The sequence below is a fragment of the Chryseobacterium sp. G0201 genome (assembly GCF_003815655.1).
Classification (GTDB): domain Bacteria; phylum Bacteroidota; class Bacteroidia; order Flavobacteriales; family Weeksellaceae; genus Chryseobacterium.
Genome location: NZ_CP033917.1, coordinates 3,893,953 through 3,912,258, shown reverse-complemented (window position 1 = coordinate 3,912,258; position 18,306 = coordinate 3,893,953). Strand labels below are relative to the sequence as shown.

The 18,306-nt window shown below is 32.2% G+C and carries 16 protein-coding genes; 8 read left to right on the top strand and 8 right to left on the bottom strand.

Annotated elements, in window-relative coordinates:
- Positions 1-223 precede the first annotated feature (223 nt).
- Positions 224-2,617, top strand: a complete 2,394-nt coding sequence (locus EG348_RS17455; protein ID WP_123984249.1) for a hypothetical protein — start codon at positions 224-226, stop codon at positions 2,615-2,617.
- Positions 2,618-2,697: 80 nt separating this feature from the next.
- Here EG348_RS17455 and EG348_RS17450 read toward each other — a convergent pair whose 3' ends face one another.
- Both EG348_RS17450 and EG348_RS17445 read right to left on the bottom strand, forming a co-directional pair.
- Entirely contained in the window at positions 2,698-3,108 is a 411-nt protein-coding gene (locus EG348_RS17450) for a hypothetical protein (protein ID WP_123984248.1), read from the bottom strand.
- A 13-nt stretch (positions 3,109-3,121) separates the two neighbouring features.
- A complete protein-coding gene (locus EG348_RS17445) occupies positions 3,122-3,832 on the bottom strand; it encodes a glycohydrolase toxin TNT-related protein (RefSeq protein WP_123984247.1) in 711 nt (236 codons plus the stop codon).
- A 431-nt stretch (positions 3,833-4,263) separates the two neighbouring features.
- On the opposite strand from EG348_RS17445, the gene EG348_RS17440 reads away from it, so the two are divergent.
- Positions 4,264-7,155 carry an AsmA-like C-terminal region-containing protein gene (locus EG348_RS17440; RefSeq protein ID WP_123984246.1) on the top strand — a complete coding sequence of 964 codons (2,892 nt, stop codon included), beginning with the start codon at positions 4,264-4,266 and terminating at the stop codon, positions 7,153-7,155.
- A gap of 181 nt (positions 7,156-7,336) precedes the next feature.
- On the opposite strand, the gene EG348_RS17435 is transcribed toward EG348_RS17440, so the two are convergent.
- From EG348_RS17435 to EG348_RS17415, 5 genes are all read right to left on the bottom strand, one after another.
- Complete coding sequence (locus EG348_RS17435) at positions 7,337-7,951, bottom strand: hypothetical protein (protein WP_123984245.1); 615 nt, start codon at positions 7,949-7,951, stop codon at positions 7,337-7,339.
- Positions 7,952-8,150: 199 nt separating this feature from the next.
- Complete coding sequence (locus EG348_RS17430) at positions 8,151-10,295, bottom strand: catalase (RefSeq protein WP_123984244.1); 2,145 nt, start codon at positions 10,293-10,295, stop codon at positions 8,151-8,153.
- A gap of 62 nt (positions 10,296-10,357) precedes the next feature.
- A complete protein-coding gene (locus tag EG348_RS17425; RefSeq protein ID WP_123984243.1) occupies positions 10,358-10,633 on the bottom strand; it encodes a heme oxygenase in 276 nt (91 codons plus the stop codon).
- A gap of 159 nt (positions 10,634-10,792) precedes the next feature.
- Entirely contained in the window at positions 10,793-11,011 is a 219-nt protein-coding gene (locus EG348_RS17420; RefSeq protein WP_123984242.1) for a hypothetical protein, read from the bottom strand.
- Between the two features lie 91 nt (positions 11,012-11,102).
- Complete coding sequence (locus EG348_RS17415) at positions 11,103-11,663, bottom strand: helix-turn-helix domain-containing protein (protein WP_228414774.1); 561 nt, start codon at positions 11,661-11,663, stop codon at positions 11,103-11,105.
- 233 nt (positions 11,664-11,896) lie between these two features.
- On the opposite strand from EG348_RS17415, the gene EG348_RS22005 reads away from it, so the two are divergent.
- Positions 11,897-12,025, top strand: coding sequence for a hypothetical protein (locus EG348_RS22005; RefSeq protein WP_262696684.1), 129 nt, complete (start codon positions 11,897-11,899; stop codon positions 12,023-12,025).
- An 87-nt stretch (positions 12,026-12,112) separates the two neighbouring features.
- Here the strand turns inward: EG348_RS22005 and EG348_RS17410 are convergent, their stop codons facing one another.
- On the bottom strand, positions 12,113-12,691 hold the full coding sequence (locus tag EG348_RS17410) for a ferritin-like domain-containing protein (RefSeq protein WP_123984241.1): 579 nt from the start codon (positions 12,689-12,691) through the stop codon (positions 12,113-12,115).
- 186 nt (positions 12,692-12,877) lie between these two features.
- On the opposite strand from EG348_RS17410, the gene EG348_RS17405 reads away from it, so the two are divergent.
- The 5 genes from EG348_RS17405 (at position 12,878) to EG348_RS17385 (ending at position 18,181) form a co-directional block, all read left to right on the top strand.
- Positions 12,878-14,377: a serine hydrolase gene (locus EG348_RS17405; protein WP_123984240.1), complete on the top strand. Its 1,500-nt coding sequence runs from the start codon at positions 12,878-12,880 to the stop codon at positions 14,375-14,377.
- A gap of 72 nt (positions 14,378-14,449) precedes the next feature.
- Positions 14,450-15,574 (top strand): helix-turn-helix domain-containing protein, encoded by a 1,125-nt coding sequence (locus EG348_RS17400; RefSeq protein ID WP_123984239.1) that lies wholly within the window; start codon positions 14,450-14,452, stop codon positions 15,572-15,574.
- A gap of 159 nt (positions 15,575-15,733) precedes the next feature.
- Positions 15,734-16,669: an alpha/beta fold hydrolase gene (locus EG348_RS17395; protein ID WP_228414773.1), complete on the top strand. Its 936-nt coding sequence runs from the start codon at positions 15,734-15,736 to the stop codon at positions 16,667-16,669.
- A 26-nt stretch (positions 16,670-16,695) separates the two neighbouring features.
- Positions 16,696-17,823: a serine hydrolase domain-containing protein gene (locus EG348_RS17390; protein ID WP_123984238.1), complete on the top strand. Its 1,128-nt coding sequence runs from the start codon at positions 16,696-16,698 to the stop codon at positions 17,821-17,823.
- Positions 17,824-17,944: 121 nt separating this feature from the next.
- The gene (locus EG348_RS17385) at positions 17,945-18,181 is read left to right on the top strand and encodes a hypothetical protein (protein ID WP_123984237.1); all 237 of its coding nucleotides are present in this window, start codon (positions 17,945-17,947) and stop codon (positions 18,179-18,181) included.
- Positions 18,182-18,306 lie beyond the last annotated feature (125 nt).

Below are 18,306 nucleotides of genomic sequence, written 5' to 3'. Positions count from 1 at the left end.
TCCACAGCTTTTCAGTTGTGGATTTTTTATGTTCAAGAAAATTTTCATTTTCGAAAAAGGAGTTTTGTATGCTTCCAGATTAACATTAAAGCTAAAATACAGTAATAAATTTCTTTTTTACAGACCTCAATAGTTAAAATCTCCTTAAATTTTAAAATTAGAAGGTAAATATCAATTTTGGTAAGTAATTTAGCATAGCATTAAAGAATGCGCTAAGATCTCTATGAAAAATATATTCTTTTTATTGCTTATTTCAAGTGTGCAACCTGTATTTTCACAAACTAAACTAGAAAAAGCAATTACCAATCTTGAGAATAATTACGAACAGGAAAAGGTATACTTACTTACCGACAAGTCCCAATATGCAGCGGGTGACCAGATTTGGTTTAAAAGCTTTGTATTCGATGGATATAATCGTTCTTTATTGTCTACCACTCTATTTGTTGAATTGTATGATTCTGATAAAAAATTAATCGACTGGAAAACCATACTTCTTACCAATGGTGAAGGCAGCGGAGATTTTAAACTTAAAGAAGATCTTCCGGAGCAGGTTTATTTCGTGAGAGCTTACACTCCTTACATGACTAATTTTAGTGAAGATTTTCAGATTGTTAAAACCATTCCGATTTATAATCCCAAATCGACTGAATCGTTAGAGATTTCTAAAAATTCTGATTGGTCTGCTAAAGCCTTTCCGGAAGGTGGAAATTTCATCAACGGTATGCCTACGAAATTTGCCGTAAGATTATCTAGCGAAAATTCTTTACCAGAAAGCTGGACCGGAAAAATAATAGATACTCAAAATCCAAATGTGTCTATCACGACTTTTACATCGTTTGATACAAATGTTGCTTCTTTTAAAATAACTCCAACTTTAGGCAAAAAATACCAAGCCATAATTCAGGATAATACAGGAAAAAAACAGACTATAGATTTACCGGAAGTTGCAGGCAGCGGCCTTAATTTAGAAGTTTCCAGCTCTAATGAAGGGATTAAATACAGTTTAAAAGGAGTTAATTTAACAAAACAGCTCCAAAATTATAAAATTGTAGGAACCATCAATAACCATCTTGCTTATAAGGCAAATATCAATCAGTTAACCAATGAAGCTTCAAGTCTTATTCCAACGAAAATAAGCAATGGTGCCAACGTTATTTTACAATTAGCCATTTTTGATGAACAGGATAATCTGGTTGCAAAAAGACTTTGCTTTATTAAACCCAATAATTTAAAGGTTGAAAAAGCTGAAATTATCGGTAAAAATTTAAAACAAACACCAAGATCATTCAATAGTATTGATCTTTCTCCAGAATCATATTTTAAAAATTATACTGTTGTGGTAAGCGATGATGACGGAAGCAACAACACAGAAGAAGAAAATATTTTGAGTAGCCTTTGGCTTACAGGAGACTTTACTTCCAAAATAGACAAGCCGGCACAGTATTTTTCTAAAAATGCCAACAGTGAAGCTTTGGATGCTCTGCTTATTTCCGAAAATTGGAAAAGATTTGATTGGAATTCCGTGCTTAGCGGAGTTACACCTACTATTAAAACCAGTTCTCAAAAATTTCTTTCTTATAAAGTAAAACCGATTAAAGACAATGCTATTTTGAGAGATGCTGCTGTAACTTTAGCTTTAAAATTAGGAGAAGGACAACCTACGGTCAGCCTATTTAAAACTGATCAAAATGGATATATTTATTTAGATAACCTTAACTTCAATGAACCTTTGGCGGTTTCGTTATTTGTAAATCCGGAAAAAGATAAAGAATCAAATACAGATAACTTATTCGTTACAGTAGAACCATTAGTAAACCCAATACAATTTAAAGGCAATTTCCCCAGTACAAAATACAAATTGGTAAAAGCAGCTGAAAATAAAAAACTTTCTCCAACTATTTCAAGAGCCATCAACACTCAGAAAAACAACAAAAAAACGGAGAACGTTGATGTACAAATCGAAGAAGTAAAATTAGTAGGAAAAAAACAAGATCCAAAAGAAGAATTAAACAAACAGCTGTCTAGCGGGATGTTTAATTCTGTAGATGCAACCATATTTGACTTTGTAAATGAAGACCAACATGCTGCAGGATCAACCAATATTTTAGATTGGTTACAGGGAAGAGCTGCTGGTTTATCATTTCAACGAAATAGCTCAGGGGAAAATGTTCCCTATATTCGTGGTAGCCAGGCTAAATTATATTTGGATGAAACACCTACTGATCCAAGTATGATATCAAGTCTTCCTATCAGTAATATTGCGATGGTGAAAGTTATAAAAGGATCAGGATTAATAGGCAATGCCGTAGTAATCTATACCATGAGAGGTAATCTGAAATCAAAAAATAATGAAAAAGAAACCAAAAAAAATAACTTAGCGGTAGTGAAAGGTTATGATAAACCTTCAGAATTTCCCCTTGAAATGTTAGACGATGATTCGAAAGTCGAAAATGACACTAGAGAAACATTATACTGGAATCCAAATTTATTTGACAGCGATTATGTTCCTCCAAGAATTAAATTCTATAATAACGACAGTGCAAAACAATATAAAGTACTTATCATAAGTTTTGATGAAGATGATAATATACTTTATGACAATCAAATCTTAAAATAATTTACTCCTTAGAATAAAAAAATCTGCTTCAATTCTGAGGCAGATTTTTTTTGTATCGATATTTTTAAATCAAAATGATATTATTCATAATTCCAAACACCCGAAATTTCTAATAAAGTCAGTCCCGGCTGCTTTTCTCCGTAACTGAATATGCATATATATTTTGAATGACAAGACGAACAATCTGTTCCAAAATAAAGCGTTGGAAGATCACGTACCGTCAACTCCCCAAAATGTTGCATTCTAGTTGAAGTTTCGGAAACCATTTTATTTCTCAATAATTCATTTTTAGATAAAACTTTTTCTTCATCATAAATTTGAAGAATTGGAAATCCCGATTCATACGGTTTTATTTCAATCTTATTTTCAGAATTGCAATGGCAACACGTAAATTTTGTTACAGCAGATGGAATAATTTCATCATTGCTAAAAAAGCTCTTTGTGACAAGAGCTTTTTCAAGAATATTTATTTTTTTTGATATTGAATACATTTCAATTTATTTATTACTGAATAACCGTTCCTGCCAAGTTATTGTATTTTCCGCTTGGGCTTTTCTTAATTGTCACTTTTATATATCCTTCCTGCGCCAACTTATTCCATGTTTTCTGATAACCGGTTGCAGGATCTATTGAGATTTTCCACATCGTTTGTTTTCCCTTGCCAACTTGTCCAAACCAAGGAATAACATCTGCTGTTTGAGATTTGAAAGGTAATAAATTATTCAAAACATCAATCTCATAATAGAAATCATATTTATTTTCTTCTTGATTTAAAGCTCTCTGACTAAAAGTATAAACATATCCGTTTACGATCGGGCTTGTAAAACTTCCTCCTAAATTGGGAATTCCGTTTCCTGTATAATTGCCAATAGCTCCGCTGTATCTGTCAAATTTTTGTCCGGCTGTAAGAGGAACTTCATCAACGATATTGTATCCGCCATTTGCTGGAGGCCATCCGCCATTTAGATTATTATTTTTAAACAGAGTTTCCAGTTCGCCCCATTTACCTAATTTATAAAGATCAAATGCCTGATTTCGGATTGGCTGACTTACCGTTCCGCCTGTATCATACGTTAAAGCAAATTCGTCTGCATTTTTGTAAAAAACATGGATAACACCTCCCGTTTCATCAATAATTTCATCTCTATCCGAGCTACAAGAAACTGACAATAATGTGACCGATAAAAATAGGACATACTTAAAAAGATTTTTCATAATGGTATATTAATTTTAATTGAGTTTTTGAAATAAAAACAGCCTCCAAATCATCGACTTTAAGGCTGTCTAATTAATGTTTTTAACTAATTGAATCTATGATATTCTAAATTATATTTTCTAAAAAATAAAAACTCTCGTTTAAGTGATAAATTTAAGTCAAAAAAAATAAATATGCATTATTTTTTTTTCAAATAAATCATTTTAGATCTTTAAAGCCTTGAAAAAATTAGAAAATAAATAGACTTTTAACACTCGAAATTTAGGTTCGAATATTTAAATAAGTTTCTCTTTTTAAAATTTAAATCTTTTAAATATGTTGGAAGATATTTTGATTTTTTTCATGATAAATGGCTTGATTTTAGATATCCATTAACTTATTATTGTTATTCATATCTAAAAAATATTGCTAAAATCAAAATTATCGATTTATGGAAAAATTAAAAAAAATAATTTTGAAAATTCTAAAATGGACAGGAATTTCATTGGCATCAATTTTATTTTTGATGTTTATTATTCCTCTTCTATTTCCCGGAACAATTTCTGAGCAGGTAAAAATATTTGCCAATCAGCATCTTGCAGGAAAACTAAACTATAAGAAAACACATCTTACGTTTTTCCGTCACTTCCCGTCTCTTACGGTTTCTGTGGATGATTTTATTTTACAAGGTTCAAAACCTTTTCAGAATGATACTTTATTGTCTGCAAGAGAAGTCGCTGTAGGAATCAACTTAAAAAACCTGATCTTCAATCGCGAAGTTAAAATCGATGAAATATATGTATCCGATGCCTATGCGAATGTTTTTGTAAACACAAAGGGTGAAGCCAACTACAACGTTTACATCTCAAAACCTTCAGCGGCACCGAAAGATACTACAGAAGCTGGCACATCTATTAAGTTGGATCTTATTAAAATTAAAAACAGCCATGTAAAGTATATTGATCATGCTGCAAGAATTTTAGTGGATGCCAAAGGATTGAATTATACCGGAAAAGGCGGATTAAGCGAAGATATTTTCGATCTGGAAACCAATCTTGATGTTGACAAAGTAGATTTTAGTCTTAACAGAATATATTACGCAAAACAAAAGAAATTACACGCAGATCTTATTACAAGGATCAACACCAATGCATTAACTTTTGTATTAAGAAAGAACGAATTAAGGGTCAATGATTTACCATTAAAATTCATCGGTTCCGCAAGTATTTTGAAAGATGGATATAACCTCGACATTAAAGCAGCTTCCGAAAAAACAACTATCCGTGAAATGATCTCCGTATTGCCTCCCCAATATCTCGATTGGGCAAAAGACACGAAAATTGAAGGGAACAGTGATCTGTATTTTAATGTAAAAGGAAGATTCAGCGAGCCAAAAAACCTTAAACCGAGAGTTAAAGTGCGACTTTTAGTCAAAAACGGATTTATTTCCAATGGAAAAGCGCCAGTTCCGATGAACAATCTGAACATGGATCTTAATATTGATCTTCCTTCATTAGATACCGATCAATTAGGCATAGATCTTAAAAAATTAAGTTTCGATCTTGGTCCGAATAATAAGTTTCTTGCGTATGTAAGAACAAAAGGTCTGAAAGAAATGAATGTAAATGCCAATATCAGAGGCGCTGTCAACCTTCAGACACTACAACAGGCATTAGGATTAAAAGATATTGAAGTTCGTGGTTTGATGGATACCAACATCAAAGCCAACGGAATTTTCAGCATGGATAAAAAACTGTTCCCGAAAACCAATGGATATATCAATCTTAAAGACGGTTTTGTAAAAACAAAATACTATCCCAACCCAATTCAAAACATCAATTTAATTGCTAATATTATCAATACTGATGGTACTTTCAAGAGCCTTGGTGTGAAATTAGATCCTTTTAAGTTTGATTTTGAAGGAAATCCGGTTTTCGTTAATGCCGATCTACAGAATTTTGAAGATCTTCTGTATAAAGTAAAAGCGAAAGGAGTTTTAAATATTGGTAGAATTTATAAAGTTTTTGCTAAAAAAGGTTTAGACATCAGCGGATTGATCATGGCAGACCTTTCTCTGAACGGGCGACAAAGCTACGCAACTACAGGCCAGTACAGTAAACTTGACAACCGTGGAACTTTGATCCTTAAAAATATAAAAGCTACCACAGAATATCTACCGAAATCATTTTATATCAAAGAAGGAAATTTCCAGTTTGAAAATGAAAAAATGTGGTTCAGAAAGTTTTTTGCAACTTACGGAAAATCAGATTTTGCTTTAAATGGTTATCTTTTAAACACCATCAATTATTTTATTGAAAGAAAAGGTACCCTCCACGGAAAATTTGTATTGAATTCCAACTACATTTTGGTTGATGAATTTATGGCGCTGAAAAGTGGTGACAACACCGATAAATCCATAGAAGTAGAATATGCAAAAGTAGAAAATCCGAAAAGTAGTGGCGTTGTTATCGTTCCTAAAAATCTTGATGTTTCTCTAGAAGCGAATGCAAAAAAAGTGGAATTTAAAGGTTTAGGATTAAATCATCTTAAAGGACTAGCTTCTGTAACTAAAGGGCAGGTTTATCTTAAAAATACCTCTTTTGACATTATCGGAAGCAGAATGAACATTGATGCCCGGTATCAGGATGAATCTCCTTTAACGGCTAATTATGATGTTGCCTTTAAAGTTCAGGACTTTGATGTTCAGAGAGCTTACAAAGAAATTGACATGGTTCGTGAAATGGCCACTGCAGCAAAAGATGTTAAAGGAATTGTATCATTAGACTACAAATTAAAAGGCGATTTTGATAAAAATATGAGTCCAATTTATCCGTCGTTAGAAGGTGGAGGAAATGTCAATCTTCGTGATGTGGAAGTCAAAAATCTTAAAATGTTATCTGCTGTAGGCGATAATATTGGTTCCAAAGGTTTTGATAATCCTGATATGAAAGGTGTGGATATCGAAACACATATCAAAAATAATTTGATCCATGTTGATAAATTTACGTTTAAAGTTTCAGTTTTAAGACCTTCCATCAGCGGAACTACAAGTTTCAACGGATTGTTGGATCTTCAGGTAAGAGTTGGTTTACCGCCCGGCGGATGGATCGGTTTTCCGATTGTTGTAACGGGAACTCATGAAAAACCGAAAATCAAGATCTTCAGTAAAAAAGGTCAGGGAATTATAGCGGCTTTGTATAATAAAAAATCAAATAAGCTGATCCGCGAAGAAAGACGTGCAGAGAAAAAAACTAAACGCCAACATCGTAAAGATCAGGAAGCCCAGGAACAAAAAGCTAAGAATGCAGAACAACAGATAACTAAAGATCTAAAGAAAAAATAAAGAAAAGACTGTCTGAAATATGACAGTCTTTTTTTATAAAGTTAGCCGAACAACACTAATATTTAAGTGGAAATTCATCCATTTTGTCATTCTGGAGGAATCTAAATTATTAATTTTAATTACGATGTATAGATTCCTCCGGAATGACAAACTTGATGGAGAATATAAGTTTAAATAAAATTTAAAAATCCAAAAACTGATCAGAAAGCCTCTTCCATTGAATTTTTGAGATCCCAACCATTCCGCCGACCGCTACTGAGAAATTTCTTATTTTATCTAAAAAATTGGCATTCCAGTTTGGGCTTTCATTTCTGCCATAAATTGCAGCTTTTATGTGATTTCTACTTCTTGAGATAATAAAAATTGAAGTTCCTTCAGGAGAATAGAAATGAGCAATGTGATGACTTTTTTCATTTTTTGGAATAGTTGATGGTATGCAGATGATCAGTAGATTTTCCAATTCATCTTTATTTAGGTATTGATTACTGATCTCTATAATTTTAACCCAATCACAGCCTTTAGCTTCAAAACCTCCCGGCCCCGGAATATCGATTCTTATAAAATCTCCAACCTGCGGAAGTCTCTCAACATAATTTCCAAAAGAATCATGAAGTCTGAAATCGGCAAAACTATCACCACAATAGCTTTTCCATTGATTAACTGACAGAAATCTTTCTTTTAAAACAGCATATTCCTCAATTGTTTTTTCCTGATCGCTATATTGCTTTATGCTTTCTGTATCATGAAAACCACCTTTTTTCTGTAGAGGAACTCCGGGAATTTGTTTTGGTTTCATAGTTAAGATTTAATTATTCAAAATATTTTTATAAAGCCATTTAAAAAGATTGATTAAAGTTTAGCTTTAAATAAAAAAAACAAAACCATCTTTCACAAATGTCTTTCAACAAAAGCTATTCAATGGTTTTATCTTTAATGATAAATACGATTATTTATCTCCTCTGTTCATTATATTTTCATGGTGTCTACTTTAAAGATTAAGCAGGATTATTTCTTTCTTTTTCCAGCTCCCAAACTCTGTGATTAGCAATAGCTTTAATAAAAGCTGAGTCTGAATCTTTACTATCAGAAGTAATAATTGCTGGGTCATCATGCTTTTTATCATTCACATAACTGGCTTTATAGATCGCATCCGTTTCTTTTCCGAAATAGATCGCTTTACAATGTTTGTAAGCCTCGTTGACAAATAAAAGCGTTCCGGGCTTGTTATCTTCATTCATTAAATTGTCTGAAGACTGTTTTCCACTGCACAGATAAAGTGCATCAAAACAAACACTTGCCGTACTCGTCAAAGAATGTTTAGGTTCAAAAACAGTTCCGTCATCCGCTTTTACAGGGGCTAAACTTCCTGCAATGATCTGTACCACAGCTCCTTTTGCTTCTAATTTAGACTGTAAAGCTTTTACATCGGCTGCTTTTACTCCATTTTCCATGATGAAACCAATAACACGGCTTTCAATGGTGTTTTTAACGGTATTGGCCATGCTTAAAGCTTCTGAACTTTTTGTTGAAGGTTCTTTTTCAGGACTTTGTAATGTTGCTGGATCAGCATCTGCGGGAATACTTCCGTTAGGTTGTTTTAATTCAACAACTTTTACGCCTACTTTTTTGGCGACTGTAGCTGCTAAGTCTTTATTAATGAAAGCCAACTGCCCTACTACTCTTTCTCTGATCGCAGGAATGGTCACTTTTGAAAGTTCAAAAATAAGAGCGTTCTGTAAATGCTGTTTTTCAGGAGCTGACTGACTGTTAAAGAACAACTTAGCCTGAGAATAATGGTCTACAAAACTTTCGCTTCTCGCACGGATCTTTTTACCGTCAATCCTTTCGTTATGAGAAGAAAAACCGCCATCTTTCATCATCGCCTGAAAAGGGCATCCGCCACCGATAGAATTGGGTTCGTAGCTTACTTTTCCTTTTACGATCTGCTGACGCATTTGTCCGTCACGTTGGTTATTATGAACTTCATTTAAAGAACGGTTGATCGGGATCTCATGAAAATTAGGAGATCCTAAACGTGATAATTGAGTGTCTGTATAAGAGAATAACCTTCCCTGTAACAAAGGATCATTGGTAAAATCAATTCCTGAAACCAGATGCCCCGGGTGGAATGCAATCTGCTCTGTTTCAGCGAAAAAGTTGTCCGGATTTCTATTTAATGTTAAAGTTCCAACCAATTGAACAGGAACTTCTTCTTCCGGAATCAACTTGGTAGGATCTAGTAAATCGAAATCAAATTTATGTTCATCTTCTTCAGGAATGATCTGCACACCGAAATCCCATTCCGGGAAAGCACCGTTTTCAATGGCCTCCCAAAGATCTCTTCTGTGGAAATCTGAATCTTTACCGGAAATTTTAGTCGCTTCATCCCAAGCTACGGAATGAACTCCCAATTTTGGTTTGAAATGGAATTTTACAAAGTGAACAGCTCCTTCATCATTAATAAATTTAAAAGTATGAACTCCAAATCCTTCCATCATTCTAAGACTTCTCGGAATCGCTCTGTCGCTCATCGCCCACATAATCATGTGCATACTTTCGGGCATTAAAGATATAAAATCCCAAAAAGTATCGTGCGCCGAAGCAGCTTGTGGAATCGCATTATCCGGTTCGGGCTTTACAGCGTGTATTAAATCAGGAAACTTCATCGCATCCTGAATGAAGAATACAGGAATGTTATTTCCTACTAAATCATAATTCCCTTCTTCTGTGTAAAATTTAATCGCAAATCCTCTCACGTCACGAGCCAAATCGGTACTTCCTGCGCTTCCTGCAACTGTAGAAAAACGCACGAAAACAGGTGTTTCTTTACCTTCTTCGGATAAAAATTTTGCTTTAGTGAATTCTTTCAGGCTTTTATTTAACTTAAAAGTTCCATGAGCTCCCGATCCGCGAGCGTGAACGATTCTTTCCGGAATTCTTTCATGATCAAAATGGGTGATTTTCTCGCGAAGAATGAAATCTTCCAATAAACTCGGGCCGCGCTCTTCCGCTTTTAAAGAATCCTGATTGTTGTTGATCTTTAAGCCCTGATTGGTTGTCAGTTTCTCATCAGCATTATCTGTCGTGTGTGCTTGAAGTTGATTTACTTTTTCATTAGACGGTGTTTTAGGGTCTTTCATAATAGTACATTTTGATTAAGTGATTGTTATTTTTTTATTTATTGGTGTTATTTTTTTAATTTTTAAGTATAAAGAGCATCATAATCATTAACAACAGTTCTGAAATAGTGATCTATCGTTTCTTTAGCATCTTTACACATCATCAATAGATCTTCTTTTTTTGTGTTCTCAAAAACAAAATCATCCGAAGTTTCGATGATAAATTCGGTGACTTTTTCTGTGTTGATCAAATCAAATGTCATTAAATCATTTAAACTTGTAAGCTGACTTTCTTCATCAAAAAACGGAATTTTAAGACTGATAGAATCTTTAAACTGAAAGAGATGTATTGTTTTCATTACTAATGATCTTTTAATTAATATTTTGATATGTTATCTAATTCCTTAAATATTTTAAATAAAAAAGGATAGAGACCAATAAGCTTCTATCCTCTTATTAAAACCCGTTGAAAGTATATGTACTACTTCTCTTAGTTTTAATCAGTATTTGAAAATAGTTTATGAAAGATTTACCTCTCTTATAAGATCCATTACTTCCTCACGATTTTTTCTGAGTCTGTTTCCCACTCTGTCCAGAAGGTCAATTTCTTTTCCTTCGTCAAACTTTAAGTCAAAATCAGTTAATTGTGAAAATTTATTTTTCAATAATCTTGAATTAACAGCCCAGTTTCCAATGATCTTAAAATTGTTGTTGATTATATTACGATTTATTTCCATGATAAGAGCTATTTGTATTTATACAAATATCGAACCTTTATAGTGTAAAATCTTGCAAAATAATCAAAAAAGTTTACAGATTTCACACAATTTAGATATCTTCTAAATTTTTGGTTAGTTTTTGTTTTAACTGTTTATAAAAAGAAGGCGAAAGACCCGTTATTTTCTTAAATTGGTTCGATAGATGCGCTACACTGCTATAATTCAGCTTATAAGAAATCTCGGTAAGGTTAAGTTCATCATACAAAAGCAGTTCTTTTACCTTTTCAATTTTATTCACGATAATAAAATGCTGAATAGTTATTCCTTTTACCTCAGAAAATGTGTTGGCTAAATAAGTATAGTCATAACCCAGTTTTTCACTGATGTAATCGGAAAAATTCTCCTTCGGCACTTCATCAGAATAATGGATCATTTCTGTGATCACATTTTTTATTTTTTCGATGAGAATGCTTTTTTTATTATCCAGTAATTCAAGCCCGGATTTTAACAGGTTTTCCTTTAAAATTTCCCGTTGCAGCTTCGTGATATCACTCAATACTTCCACAATACCAAGGTCAACCACCGCATGCTTTATGCCGAGGTTATTAAGCTCTTCGTGTACAACCATTTTGCAACGAAGACTGACCATATATTTTATATATAATTTCATTGGTAGTATTGAAAAATTATCAGAGCAATTATTAATAAAACAGTTTAAATAATTACTTATAATCTACTCAAATTTACGCCTTTAATAATTCATTATTTATGATTTCGCTCAATCATTGTACATTTTTCTAAATGTATCCGATATAAAATCTATGATTTATATAACAAATAAAAATCTATGTACAAGTTTTTCATTTTTTTAAACCCGAACTTTACCATTAAAGTAAAATTATTATGGCAAAAGAAAAAGACGTTAAAAAGAAGTCTGATAAAACAGCACCCTTGAAAACGGCAAAGGAAAAGAAAGCAGATAAAATCGCCAAACGAAATGGTCGCGATAATGAAATCTCATTAATTAAATAATATTAAAAACGAAAAACCTTGTTGGTACTATTTACTAACAAGGTTTTTTGTTTATATGTAAAATTCACCTCGTAAAGAGGCGAATTCTTAATTCTTAATCGCTTTGCTGTTTAAAGTAATATCAGCAACTTTTGACAATAATTTATCGCAAATTTTCTCTTCATTTAAAGTTGCCAGTAAGTTTTTAAGGCAAGTTTTTTCTTTAAGAACTTTAGCATAGGCTGCCAGCGTTCCGTAAGTAGCTATTTCATAATGCTCTACCTTTTGAGCCGCCGCGATAATTCCTGCGTCTCTTACAGCTCCCGGTTCTGTTTCTTCCATGATGCTTTTCCCTTCGTCTAATAATCCTTGCATAGCATCACATTTTTTTGCCTGTGCTTTTTTGCCCAATGAAGCAAAACACTCTTCTAATCTTTTTACATGTACGTGAGTTTCGGCAAGATGTAATTCAATGGCAGACTGTAACTTTTTATCCGTTGCATTTTTATACATTTTTGGAAGAGCTTTAACCAAAGCTTTTTCTGCCCAATAAATGTCTTTTAAAGAATCTTCAAATAAATCTTTTAATTCTTTAGCTGCAGTTTTCTTAGCAGGAATTTTTTCCTGTGTTTTTGCAGGTGCCGTTTTTTTAACCGTCGCTTTCTTTGCTGGTGTTTTAGTTTTCATAACCGTTATTATTTAGTGATTAATTGTAGAATTTGTCCTCTAACTCTAACAATTTTGAGACCAAAGGTGAGAAAATTTACGATTGAGACTGCATATTATAATTTACCTTCATCTTTTTAAATGTAACAAAACCCTTTTCAGAATTGTTTTATTATTAAACTAAAATTAATAACAATTAAAAAATAAATGAAAAAAGGATTTTTTTTAATCATATTAGCTGCTTTCTTGAGCACTACTCTTTCGGGACAGGAATACAATAATTTATTTTCAACACTTTCTAAAAATAATCTCTTCAATGGAAGTGCTGTAATTTCCAAATCAGGAAAAACCATCTTTTCTGATGTCTATGGATTTTCAAATATTGAAAGGAAAGAAAAATTAAATAACAATTCTCAATTTCCAATTGCTTCTATAACAAAAACATTTACGGCAACGGCTATACTTCAACTTAAACAGAAAGGGAAGCTCAACATTGAAGATCCTGTTCAAAAATATCTTTCAGATTTTCCTTATCCAAATATTAGCATTAAACAATTACTAAATAACACTTCGGGATTAGCGCAGTATTATAATTTATTTGACACTGTCATAAAAGAACAACCGGAAAAAGTAATTTCTAATCAGGATATTATACCAACTTTTATTCGCTTCAAAACACCGCTTTCATTTGTTCCGGGAAGCAAATGGGAATACAACAACGTTAATTTTTGCCTTGCTGCCATGATCATTGAGAAAGTGTCCGGAATGAGTTATTCTGCTTATTTAGATAAAAATATTTTCAGCCCGGCAAAAATGAAAGATTCGTTTGTTCCGCTTAATAGAAAAAGTAAATCAGCAAATCAGGTAGAATTATATACTTATCCTAACTACTATTCAACTCAGCTAGTGAATACCAATACCATAAAAGATCCTTTTCCAATCAGCGAAAAAAGCAACTTTTATGGAAATGGAGGCATTGTAAGCACAGCTTTAGACCTGCAAAAGTATCAGAAGGCATTATTTGCCAATCAAATTTTAGGCAAGAAAGAATTGGAAGAAGCTTTAACTGCGACAACACTTAATGATGGAAAAAAAGTAAGTTATCAAATAGACGGAAAAGAAGTAAGCTATGGCTTAGGCTGGGAAATGTATACCGATGAAAGTAACGGAAAAATCGTTTTTCACGATGGATCAATTACCGGACTTACCAGTATTTTATTACATAACATCACTAAAAATGAAATCGTGATACTTCTTTCCAGTATAGGAAACAGTCCGGTTTTTCCTATATCTAACGTAATTTTACAAATAATTGATAACAAGCCTTATACCATTCCTGTACAAAATCTATCGAGAATTTATGGGAGTTTACTTGAAAACGGAAATAAAGAAAAAGCAGAGCATCTTATTCAGGAATATCTTAAAAAGCCTAGGAGTTATGAAGCTAATGAAATAGACTTTAACCGATTAGGATATCAATTTCTAAGACTTCAAAAAAATGACAATTCTTTGCAGACCTTCCATTCAGCAACATTAATTTTTCCTAAAAGTGCCAATATATTTGATAGTTATGGTGAAGCTTTGCTTCAATCTGATAAAAAAGAAGAAGCTCTGAAAATGTATCAAAAATCGCTTGAATTAAACCCTGAAAACACCAATGCCAAAGAGATGATCAAGAAGATTAATGGACTTTCAATCAAAAAATAAGATATTTTAAATATTTATCCTTTATCTGTCTATTTTCTTCACTACTTATATCCTATTTTTGCAAAAAAACTAATGGACAAATTGAATTTTCTGGAAGTGATTGCAGCGATTTCCGTTTTTATATCGCTGTTACTTGCCGTATTTTTATTAACGGTAAAAACAGAAAGAAAACTAGAAAACAGATTATTTGCAGCGTTCCTTATCATTAACGCAATTGATATGAGCGGACTTTTTATGCACTATTTTACTGATAGTTATAATCTGAAAACTTTCAAAATGTCCGCATACTTATTAGTAATGCCTCTTTTCTATCTATATGTTAATGCTGTTTCTTATTCTGATTTTACCTTAAAAAGAAAGCACTTATTGCATCTTATCCCTTTTATTGTTGCCAATTTAATTTTAGTTCCAAGGCTTTATCTTGCAGAAGGTGCTACTAAAGAATATTTCTTTACACATATGTGGGAGTCCCCTGAAATGTTTTTTTATCAAATTATTGCGGAACTTCAGTATTTCTTTTATATCGTTGCCGTACTCATGATACTCAAAAAATACAAGAAAATTTATCTTGAGAATTACACGAATCCCAACACTTTGTTATACAAATGGCTGTTTCAGCTTACAATGATTTTACTATTCATCCATGTATGTATTATTTTTAAAAATACAATACGATATACAGCTTACAACGACCTATTTATTTGGATACATATTGTTGCGGGAACTTCCTTTTTATTTGCTGCCTGCTGGTTTATATTAAAGGCATTAAATTATCCTGAGCTTTTTCGAAGAATTGATTCTACTTTGCAATCCACAACCAATTTTGCTGAAACTCTGGAAACTGAAAATAAAACCGACGAAACAAAAAGTTTACAGATCGAACAGCTTAAAAATTTCATGACTGAAAAGGAACCTTTTCTAGAACCTTCATTAACGATTCAGGAATTGGCAGATCAGGTGAAAATTCCGGTTCGTGAGTTGTCTGTTTTAATCAATCATCATATCAATCAGCATTTTTTTGATTTTGTGAATGAATATAGAATTAAAAAAGCAATGACGATTCTGAAAGATCCTTCAAAAAAAGAAGTAACCGTTTTAGAAATCTTATATGAAGTGGGTTTCAATTCAAAATCTTCTTTTCATACTTCATTTAAGAAATATACGAATCAAACACCAACAGCATTCAGAAACAATTGATAGTGAATCATTTGTAAATACTCGAACTATAATTTGTATAAAGTCGAACTCATTTTTTAAGTTGAAATGAGTTCGACTTTTTTTACATGGACTTATCTCAAAACTTTCTACAGCATATTTGTATCAGAAAATTCAAAGTAAAATTAAAACTTAGAAGCTATGAAAAAAATAAGCCTGTTTATCTTAACTCTATTATCTGTATTTTGTTTAGCACAACTAAATCCAGTAAAAATTGACACCATTTTAACCACAGAAATTGGTGGAATAAAACAAGTCATAGAAATTAAAACTGATGACACTAATAAACCTATCCTTCTCTTTTTATCGGGCGGTCCGGGAAGCTCAATGATGAAAAATGCAGACTCTTACACCAACATTTTAAAAAATAAATTCACCATAGTTCAATGGGATCAAAGAGATGCAGGGAAAACATTAGCCTTAAATCCTTCGCCTGTTCAACCATCAGTTGAGTTGATGGGAAAGGATACTTATGAAGTGATTAATTTTCTGTTAAAGAGATTAAATCAGAAAAAACTTTATTTATTAGGCAGTTCTTGGGGAAATGCTTTAGGTTTTACTATTGTTAGAAATCATCCGGAATTATTACATGCTTATTTTGCCATAAATCCCGTGATCAGCCAATTAGCGAGCGAAAAAGAATTGCTAAAAACATTAAAAATTCATTTTAAAGACAGTCCTGTTGCCATGGAAGAATTGAAAAAAGTACATTTTCCTTTTACCAATGACGAAGAGATGTTTTATTTAAGAAAGTGGCTTTTTTACAAAGATGGTAAGGAATATGTAACGACTGATGATTTCAAAAAAGGATTTCTTCAATGGTCAAAAACATGGTCACCTGCATGGAATGAGGTCATGAAAATTGACCTTCCAAAAACTTTAAAGAAAGTCGACTGTCCAATTTATTTCTTCGTTGGCAAAAACGATATTCAAACATTGAGCAGCATTACAAAACAATATTTTGAACAAGTGAAAGCACCCAAGAAAGATTTATTTTTATTTGAAAACTCGGGGCATCAAATCCATAAAGATGAAGCTGAAAAATTTCAAAATACAATTATTCAAACATTAGATTAATAGATTTCAATTAAACTTTAGAAGCCATGAAAAAAATAAGCCTTTTTATCTTATGTATATACTCCGTATTTTGTATAGCACAACAATCATTAAAAGAAAATATCGATCTCAAATCAGTCGTTGATAACGCAGCGCAAAAGATGGTAGAAAAACCACTGATTAATGCAGCATCCATAGGAATCGTTTATCAGGGACAACAATATATTAGACATTATGGTGAACTGGAAAAAGGAAAATCAAATCTGCCAACTGATCAAACTATCTATGAAATTGGTTCTTTAAGCAAAACGTTTATGGGAACTTTATTAGCAAAAGCTGTCTTGGATAAAAAAATAAATCTTGAAGATCCTGTTCAAAACTATTTGTCCGAAGATTATCCTAATTTAAAATTTAATAATAATCCTGTTCGCATAAAGGATTTAGTATCTCATACCAGCGGATTACCCCTTATGCTGCCTTTACCAATCAATGTACTTTTTAAAGATTTTACCAATCAGAAAACGCCGGAAAATATCAATAATGTTTTAAAAAATTATACTCAAAAGGATTTCTTAAAAGACTTGCATAGCGTGAAAATTGATACGATTCCCGGATACAAATTTTCCTATTCAAATGCTGGAATAGAATTATTGGGTTCTGTATTGGAAAAAGTATATAACAAAAAGTTTGAGGTTATTTTAAAGGAATATTTGGCTCAACACATTCAGATGAAAAATACAACCATCAATCTCACAAAAAAGGAAGAAGAAAACCTTGCAATTGGCTACCATCATAATTATAATGAAATAACAATGAAGATGCCTACACTACCTTGGGGCTCATCCGGCAATATAAAAACCACCCTTCCGGACATGATGAAATACCTTACTTATCAGTTGAAAAACAAACCTGAAATAGCAGAATCTCACAAGCCATTGGTTACAATTGATGATACATTCAGTTCTGGTTATGCCTGGCGAATCATTAAAGATGAAAAATTAAGTACACTTTACAAACATCATGGTGGAGTTTTTCGTTCACAATGTTTTATTTACATCATCCCAAAATATAATTTAGGGGTATTTATTATCACTAATCAAAGTGGTGAAAATACCGCGAAAGATATGCAGGAAACTCTAAATGAAATATTTGAAAAAATAGAAAAAAACACCTGATAATCTGCATAAATTATTAATAACCCACATCCCGTAATATTATGATCCAACTCATAGTATTATGGGATTTTTCTTTGTTTCTTACCCTAAAATTTACAGTACAAATTAAAAATCAAACTACATGAAATACAGTGAAGCGGTAGAGCATAAAAAAGAATCTTTAAAAAATGCAGACGAATCTGTATTAAAAGATTACCACATTTTAATCACTCCAGCTAAAACAGATGAAAGTCAAAAGCATATTGAAGCTTTTACGGCAAATCCTGAAAAATTTGATGATGAAAGCTGCAAAAAATTCTGTTCAAATGATGATTATGAAGTCGTGAGCTTCAGAAAAGAGAAGGAAGGCGAAAATTAAGAGATCACATTTTAATTATTCTAAAACTAAATGATTTTCTTATTTATTATATAATTTTTAGGAATATAAAAAATAATTAAATTATTCTTCAAATAATCACTAATGAAGATTTTTCTAAAAATTTG